This is a genomic window from Ligilactobacillus murinus DSM 20452 = NBRC 14221 (assembly GCF_001591685.1).
GTDB classification, from domain to species: Bacteria; Bacillota; Bacilli; order Lactobacillales; family Lactobacillaceae; genus Ligilactobacillus; species Ligilactobacillus murinus.
Map to the genome: position 1 here is coordinate 23,007 of NZ_BCVJ01000022.1, position 9,408 is coordinate 32,414.

Consider the following 9,408-nt stretch of genomic DNA (forward strand, 5'->3'; position numbering starts at 1 on the left):
TATATTTGTGAAAATTATTTATTTTATATTTTTAGATAATTTAAAAATGATTTATAAAATAAATAAAATTATTGTAAAAAACAACAAAAATTGTACATTTTGTTAATTCGTTAGTATGTGAACTCGTATTGAAAAGAAGTGATTTTTAATATGTTTTATAGGTTAGATTTTAAAGTTAAAGATGAATGAAATTATATATTTCACACGATTTATAAAGCTTGACTAAATAAGAGCAGGAAAGGAAAGCTATATTGTTCGATATTTATTCAGATTTTATATAGCACGGTACATAAATGATATATTTTATCAATTTTGGGATGCCTGATCATAAGTCAGGGATCGAACATGCTGAATTAAAACGGATCAAACTTTTTGAAAAATATCAAACGCCATGCCAATTAGTAGTACGCGACTGGAATCGGACGCTACATATGACAGCTAATGCTGCTGGTGTTGACGACGAGCATCTACTCAGTATGTTTGACTATTTTCAAGAAGCAAGCCATGTTTTACCTAAACGGGTGACAGTCAGTGACCTTGATCTAGGGTTAAAAAATTTAGTGATCACTGAAGAAAGTGACCGCTCACGTTATTTGGTCACACGTCCAAACAAAAAATTAGTAGCTCGGGTAAATTATGATAATTCGCAAGCTAAACAAGTTATTTCGACTGAATTGTTTGACGGCTACAACAATCTTTATCGGGTCGATCTTTATGATGCACGTGGCTTTTGTTCCTTACGTCAATGGTATACACCGGATAATAAGATCGGTAGTGAAGAGTGGTTGACTCCTACAGGAAAATCAGTTCTTAGAACTTTTTATAAATATGACCTCCAAAATAAACTAGTCAAAACAAGTTGGATCTTACGGGATAAGAACCATGAAGTTCATACTTTTGATAATTTAGATCAACTTTTTGAGTACTTTTTGAATCGGATCAATGAAAAAGGAAATAATGTTTTTGTGTTAGATCGTTCTTTACTAGCCGATGGAGCTTTGACACGTTTGAAACGACCAGCATATACGGTCATGCATTTACATAATTCACAAGCTGGTGATGCCCAAGATCCGATGAACTCGATCGTAAATAATAACTATGAGTACGCTTTGGCCAATCTTGACCGCTACTCGGCAGTCGTTTCAGCTACTAAACGGCAAACTGCTGATGTGATCAAGCGTTTTGACCCTAAATGCAAGATGTTTACGATCCCAGTTGGTATTGTTTCGGATGAAACGTTCAATGCCAAACCGGTTTTAGAAAAAGACAGGACTTTTGGTAAAGTGATCGCAGTGGCTCGGATCGCCCATGAAAAGCGGTTAGATGACCTAGTCAAAGCGATCGCTATAGTTAAACAAGAGATCCCCGAAGTGACACTTGATATCTATGGTTACGCTGATCCAAGTAATGATTATGGTGAAAAACGTAAAGTAATAGAGACGATAGCTAAAATGGGATTGGACGATAGTGTTAAATTAAAGGGCTACAAGTCAGAGCTGGCACCTGTATTAGATAAGGCCCAGATCTTTGGCTTGACCTCACGGATGGAAGGCTTCAATTTAGCGATCATGGAGGCGATCTCACATGGGGTCGTCGGAGTGACTTATGATGTTAATTACGGTCCAAACGATATCGTTATAAATGAGCAAAATGGGGCAGTTGTTTCCTATGGTGACTATCGTGCTTTAGCACAAGCAATGATCAAACTTTTCAAAGATCCAAAACTTATGCAACAAATGAGTACAGGTGCGTATACTTCAAGCAAACGTTATTCAAGTGAAAATGTTTGGCGAGCTTGGCAAGCGTTGTTTGATGACGCTAAACAGACTTTGAAAGGAGATGTTTTTAAATGATCTATTTAACGGGTGAAAATGTTTTCACTTTCAATTCTGGGACAGAATTTTCACAGTTTGAACGGTTGGATCTTTTTAAGCGCCAAGGGAAAACGGCGAAACTTTTATTGCGCAATTATAATCGTTTATTGGCTAAAGATATCGCCACGCATAAGCTCGATCCCACGACTGTGTTGAACATGTATGATTATTTTCAAGAGGCTGTTGGTTTACAGCGAAAGAAATGTCCACTGCGTTTACTCAAAAGTATGGCCTTAAAGGATCATCACATCGTAGGGATCGATAATAATACTTCAGAATTGCGCTATCAGGGCAATTTGATCGGAAAAATTGCAGTGATGCCAGAAACAGTCGGGCTAGTAGGAGACATCACTTATTTTGATCGAATGGGGCATACAATATTTAAGGAATATTGGGATTGGCGTGGCTTTCGTTCAATGGTCGAGACCTATCATCCTGATGGTTCGATCGCGACCCAACAATTTTTAAAACCGACTGGTGAGATCGCGCTTGAGATCACCCATATGTATCTTGATGGCAAGATCTTGCCTACGAGTTATAAATTGATCGCTTATCGAGGCAAAGATTATGTCTTTGACACCCAAGACCAGTTGTATACCTTCTTTTTAAATGAGATCAATGCGCTTGAACCAGGGGTGTTTATCTCTGATCGACGAACGCTTGATAATTGCGTTTTAAATGTTATTAATGCTAAGCAAAAATTAGCATATATCCACAGCGTACCCTTTGTGGATGACAAAAAACCGCAAAAAGGTATCTTGCCTGCCTATCGAACTGCGCTGACGGTGGGTAATTTTGATCAAGTGATCTTTCCGACTAAAGCAGAGGCTAATACTGTATTGCAGGTATTTGAGTCGAAACTAAATGTAGCGGTCGCCCCAGACAGTTGGGTCAAAGTAGCTACTAGTCCAAAAGTATTACCAAAACAAAAAGTACTGATCTATGTTGGCCGGATCGCTGAAGATAAAAATATCACTGATCTGTTGAAATGTTTTAAGGCGATGTATTTGCAAGATGCAACTTTGCGCTTTAAATTACAAGGGTATTTTTCAAATACGGACTATCAAACCAAACTCCAGCAGTTAGTCAGTGAGTTACATTTACAAGATGCAGTTGAATTTTTACCCTATCAAAACGAGCCAAAACTTTATCAAGATGCAACTTTATTCTTAAATGCCAGTCCAAGTGAAGGGTTTGGGATGAACATGTTAGAGAGTATGGCACATGGCGTTCCAATCGTTACTTATGCGATCGATTATACAGAAAATAATTTAGTCAAAAATGACATAAATGGCTACAACGTCAAAAATAAAACACCTAAGCTGCTAGCTAAAAAAGCACTTGAGCTCTTAGGTGATAGTGAAAATTATCATAAATTGTCAAAAGGAGCACTCAAAACAGCTACTAAGTATGATGCTAAAGCTTTTAGTGCAGCTTGGGATCTAGTAGTGAGCGAGTGAACTATGGGGGGCAAAAAATTTGCAGAAGGATAGAAAGTTATTTAGTGAAGGAAAATTAAAAAAACGCTATAAGATGTATAAAGCTGGCAAGAGCTGGGTCGCAGCTCCACTTGTATTCTTTTCTTTAGGAGCATTTAGCCTGGGAGTTACACCAGTTAAAGCTGATCAAGCGCAGAATGAACCGCAAAAAGCCGTTGATGAGTCGATCTATACGATAAGTGAGCCAGCTAAAGGGCAAGAGGTCGTATTACAAGCAGCGAATAGTGCTAATAGATCAGCTAGTTCGCAAAGTTTAGATAAAAATACTACAAGCCAGGCACCGACCTCAGAGGTATCTGCTGTATCGAGCCAAGCAAGTGCAAATGAGACGGCAGTAACACAAACAAGTCAAGCTAGGTCAAGTGCAAATGAGACTGCAGTAGCACAAACAAGGCAAGCTAAGTCAAGTGCAACACCAGAAGTAAAGTCACTTGCACCAAGTTCAGCTGACCCTGATTCTTTAGCAAAAGAGCTCAAAGTGGCTACACCTGTGTCACAAGCAGAGTCTGCAAGCAAGCCACTTGCCCAAACGTCAGAACAAAGTGAAGTTTTAGATGAAAAGTCAGCTACGACAGCTCAAGTATTGCCTAAAAAAGCAAGTGTAGTAACTAAAACAAGTGCTGCGACAACTGAAGACAATAATACTTCACTAGCAGGGACCGATGTTGAAAAAAATCGAGCCCAAAAGCTTCAAACACTCGAACTATCAGCTATTTCGACCACCCCAGTAACGATGGCCAGTGTAACTGAGTCTAAAGCTCAAACAGAGGGATCAGCCACTGCTGATCCCGAGCTTAAAGCTACCGCAGTTGCAGATGGTAGTACGGCTAATGTCACAACTGCAAATGAGTTTTATGATGCTTTGAATAATGGCACTATTAAGACGATCAATATTTTAGATGATATTGATTATGGAGCTAAATACAGTGGAGGCCGACACAATGAAACGGTCAAGAATGCTCGTGACTTGACGATCAATGGTAATGGACACCAGATCGATTTTGGGACGGTCAATATTGGCTTTAAGGCTGCAAACGATCAGTCGATGGCATTAGTTATGAATGATCTAACGTTATATGCAGTTTGGGGTTTCGGAGCTCTTTCGATCAATCCGACTTTTGTTGGTGGGCCGAGTTCTTTAGCAAAAGGTGTTACGCAGACGATCAAGTATAATAATGTTCATTATTATGGTTCACAAACGGTGATGACTAAGACCGCAACGGTTATTTTAGCTGGCGATAGTACTTTTAACTCTAGTTCGAGCTATACTTCAAAATTCAGAAAAGATGTTAAGACTGAAACGGGTCAACAAAACTTTGAATTATCGGCTTTAGAGATCGAACCAAATGCCAAGATCAAGATGACAACAGACCGCGGGGGAAATGTGTATATCAATGATAATGGTACGCCTCACTTTACAGTTGGCAAAAATGCAACTGTAGATATTGTTCAAACGAATACAGGCTCTAATACCAGAGCTGAGAAATCTTCAGCTTTGATCTATACTCAAGGTGCAGTCGAACTTGATGAAGGTGCAACTGTAAATGTCGATATTCAAAATGCTGATAATGCACGTGATAATACTGGTAGTATCATCTATATCAGTAATGGTTCTTTGACGCTCAATAAAAATTCGATGATGACAGTCGGTAAAAATTCAAGTGGTGATCTGAAAACTTTACCGATCGTATATCTATATGGTAACTCCAGTAAGGTCACGGTCAAGAAAGGTGCTAAATTAGGGATCTGTAATACAGCTGGCTTAAAAGCTAGCTCAGATATCTATATGGATAATGGTGGGACGATCCGCATCAATGGTCTAGGTGCTACTTTAGATATTTCCAATAAAGGTGATATGAATTATGGCAACATCTATATCGGTGGTGCGGGGCAGATCTTTGTCAATGATGGTGGTACTTTAGATGTAAGAAATCAAACGACAACGGCCAATACTTTGATCAATACAAAAGGGAGTGCGACGTTATCTTTTGGTAAAGATTCTAATGTCGATCTTGAAGGTACGGGTACAGGTAAAACGACACTGATAACGGCTAGTTCAGGTTCAAAGATCAGTATCTATCGCCCAGAAAATGTGATTTTTGATAACACACATGCAGGAGCAGATTCGAAGCTATTCAATTTTGCTGGTGATCTCAATGCCCAATTTGTAGAGATCGGGACGATACCGCAATATTCACAACTAGGACCTTTTAAAGTAGCAACTTACCAACTGGATAAAAATGGTACATCGAGTTTGGCCAAAGCAAATGTTATTGGCTTAAACGATGCTGCGACACAAGCTGGTAAAGAACTTGCTGATAGGCTCGGGACAAGTAATTACTTACAATACACTACTCGAGATATGCAAAATTACATTACGCTCGATCAAGCTCAGCAATTGACGGCAAAGCAAACGACGCTTACGGGAAAGACGATGCCGGATGCTTATGTGACTTTGAAATATTATGCTAATGGTAAATTAGTTGACTTACCAGGGCTTAGCTATACGCTGACAGCACCGACCGAAGCGACTCCAGATTATGTCACAAAAGCCGATAGTACTGGTAAATGGACAGTTACCTTACCAATGCCATTAGATGCCGGTCAGATCTTAGTAGCTGGTTCGACGAATAATTTCACTCCAGCCTATACTACAGCGTTTGTAAATGATACTAAAGCGGACATCTCTGGTCTAGCTTCAGATGCAGCTGCTATCGCTTCCATTGCCTCAAGTACAGCGAGCCAAGCTGGGATAATGGCTGCAGACGTCAGCCAATTAGCTAGTCAAAGAGCTGAGGTCCAAGATCTAGCGGATGCTATTTATACAGAAGTAAATTCTTATAGTCAGTCAGCTGGGGTCGATCTAAAGGCCGGTTCTAACGCAGCTAGTGCAGCTTTAGAGGCATTGAATAGTTCGATGGCGGCCAGTGATGCTAGTGCAACTAATGATACCGTCACAGAAACTGCGCAAAATAGTGCGCAAGCGTCATATGCTAGTGTGGCTAGCCAAAGTGCCTCGCTAGCGGCTAACACTGCAACTGCAGCACATGCAGTTGCAACAAAGGTCACGAACCAGTTAGCAACTTTGAGCTCACAGGCACAAGCGATCGTAACTCAGGCTGAAAGATCACAACAAAATACGTTAAGTAGTTTGAGTGCTCAAATTTCAAGTGCAGCTGATTTTGCCACTAAAGCAGCAACTTCTTACGCTACGATCAAAGATACGATCCAAAATGATGTTGTAAAAATAAATAGTGCTGCAAAATACTTGGAAACTGTAGCAGGTGATGATCCTGTGATCACTAGTGGGGCAAGTAAAGCAACTGAATATGCGAGCTATGCTACTACAATAACCAATAGTTTAGCAAGTTTAGACAGTTTAGCATCAATAGCAGTACCAAAGGATCAACTTTCAGAGGCTGCGATGCTAGCTTCAGAAAATGCAACTGCTTTAAAGGAAGCTCTTAGTTACTACGCTAAGGGAGATGATCTTGCAGCTGAAAAGAGTTTAGCGACTGCTTCAGATACAAAGATAAATATTAAATTTAATATTTTGGAAAGTAATGTCAATGAGATCACAAAGACAACTGAAGATATCGACAAAACACTGGACCAAGCGACAAACTTAAAAACGACAGCTAAAAAAGTAGCAACAGATGCTTACTTTGATACAACAAAAGTTTTGGCTACCGTAAATAAACTAAAAGTAGCTTCTTATGCTGCAATGACAAGTGAGGCAGATAACTCAGTAGCTACTAGTGCTACTTCTCTAGCAAATGTAGTGACTAAGATCGCTTCATTAGCAAAACAATATCCAAATGATCCTACGATCCTAACCGCAACGAGCGCTGCCAATACTGCGACGACTTTAGTAGATGAAGCCAAAGCCGAAGCAACAACAGCACGGGATGAAGCAACGCGTGCTACTGAGAATAGTACAAAAGCGGTCGTATTAGTAGATGATATCGAAAAAAATTATCCAACTGATCTAGATGATCAAGCTAGTTATTTAGCGTCTAATGCTCCGCAAGTGACAAATTTAGCTCAAAATGCACTTGTTACAGCGACTACAGCAGCAAGTTCAGCTAGTCAAGCTGCTAAAAAGGCAAAACAAGCTTTAGATGCAGTGAACTTACAGCTTGAGACTGCAACTGCTGCTTTGGTACAAAATAAAGCCAGTGACGCCTTTTTGAGCCAAAGTCAAGCAAGCCAAAGTACGACTAGCGTAACAACAGCTGTTAAAGAAGCTAGTTCTAGTGCAACAGCAGCTAGTTCTAGTGCCAAAATGGCAAGTGATGATGATCGTCAAGTACAAGTACTGGCTACAAAGATCCAACAACTTGCAACTGATAATGTTTCAAATGCTACAGTCGTAAGTGCAAGTAAAACAGCAAGTAGTGCAGCTGATGTTGCATCACATGCAACTAGTGTAGCCAGTTCAACAGCTGAGATAGCCAGTCTAGCTGGGTCAAAAGCCCAAACAGAGCAAAGTGTAGCTGATGCGGCTAGGACTCAAGCTAGTTTAGCCAATGAGACAGCGTCAAGTGCTGCCAGTGCGGCTAAAGAATTAGTTGGGAAGGGTGATCAAGCACAGCTAGATTCGTTAGCCAGTGTAGCAAGTAGTGCAGCCAGTGTGGCAAGTCAAGCAGCTTCAACGGCCAGTGCAGCTACTACTATGGCAAATAGTCAAAAAGAACTTGCTTCAAGTGCGGCTAGTGTAGCTGCTGAGATGGCAGCTAAAGTCAAACAAGCTTTAAATGATATAGAAATCGCAAATAAAGAAGCTCAAGTTGCGATCGACCAGGCACAAGCAGATAGCTATGCTAGTTTAGCTACAGATCAAGCAAATACAGCAGATCTATCTAAAATAGACGCCGATGATCATGCAAGTCAAGCTAAAAAAGAAGCAGATCAAGCTAAAGCTTATGCCGATAATGCAAGTCAAAGTGCAGATCAAGCAGGACAATTCTCTTCAGAGGCAACAAGTACAGCCCAAGATGTTGAAAATAGAGCTAGTGGCTATCCAAATAATTCAGGTGCTTCTAGTGCTGTCAAAGATGCATTAACAGCGGCGCAAAATGCAAGTCAAGCAGCAAGTTTATCTTCAAAGGCTTCTAAACGAGCTTCTGATGCTGCAAGTATGGCTAGTGAAAATTATCAAACAGCAAGTAGCGCAGATGTGATCGCAAGTAGTGCCGCTAGTGTGGCTAATAGTGCAGCAACTGCAGCTAAGAGTTATGCAAGTTTAGGCGATAAAATAAGTGCTTCGAGTGCCGCCTCAGTGGCCAGTGTGGCTGCGTCTGTAGCTAAAAGTGCAGCAAGTGATGGTAGTTTAGCATTATCGTTAGCGATCAAAAATGATGCGATCGCAAGTAGCGCTGCCTCAGAGGCAAGTAATTATGATAGTTTAGCCAGTCAAAGTCTAACTAAGGTAGATCAAGCGGCGAGTGCAGCTGATTTATATATGGATGCTGAGGATCGAGCAAGTGAAGCAAGTTCATTTGCAACAAAAGCAAATGAGTCCAAGGCTAATACAGGTGATGACCTTCAACAAGCAAATACTGCAACAAGTGATGCGACTCAAGCAAAAAGTGCTGCAAGTAAGAGTGCAAGTAATGCCTCAACAATTGCGACTGAAACTAAAGATATTTTCACTCAAGTAGCTACGATGGCAAGTGAACATCCAACAAATCAAGGCGTAGCAAGTGCCGCTCAAATAGCTTCAAGTGCAGCTTCAACAGCCAGTGAAGCATCTACAAAAGCAAGCAGTGCCGCAACAGAAGCCAGTCAAGCAGCCAGTGAAGCCTCCGCTAGTGCAAAAGAAGCAGCGACTGCAGATCAAGTTGCCTCAACGGCAGCGCAAGAGGCAAATACAGCAGCCAGTGAAGCAGCAAGTTATGCTAAAGCAGGAGACTTAGAACACGCTTCAAGTGCTGCAGCAGTAGCAAGCCAGGCAGCTAGTCAAGCAAGCCAAGCAGAAGCAAAAGCCAGTCAGGCAGCCTCCGCAGCTAGCGAAGCTAGAACCAAGGCAAGCG

The 9,408-nt window shown here is 40.9% G+C and carries 3 protein-coding genes; all 3 read left to right on the forward strand.

The genetic code is table 11. The features are described from left to right. Positions 1 to 293: 293 nt before the first annotated feature. Positions 294 to 1,853, forward strand: a complete 1,560-nt coding sequence (locus LMU01S_RS05720; protein WP_056958679.1) for a glycosyltransferase — start codon at positions 294 to 296, stop codon at positions 1,851 to 1,853. Continuing rightward, the gene (locus LMU01S_RS05725) at positions 1,850 to 3,334 is read left to right on the forward strand and encodes a glycosyltransferase (RefSeq protein WP_056958676.1); all 1,485 of its coding nucleotides are present in this window, start codon (positions 1,850 to 1,852) and stop codon (positions 3,332 to 3,334) included. Before LMU01S_RS05720 ends, LMU01S_RS05725 begins: the two co-directional genes overlap by 4 nt. Positions 3,335 to 3,353: 19 nt before the next feature. Continuing rightward, positions 3,354 to 9,408: pectate lyase-like adhesive domain-containing protein (locus LMU01S_RS05730; RefSeq protein ID WP_061773557.1), on the forward strand; the 6,055-nt coding region annotated here is incomplete at its 3' end.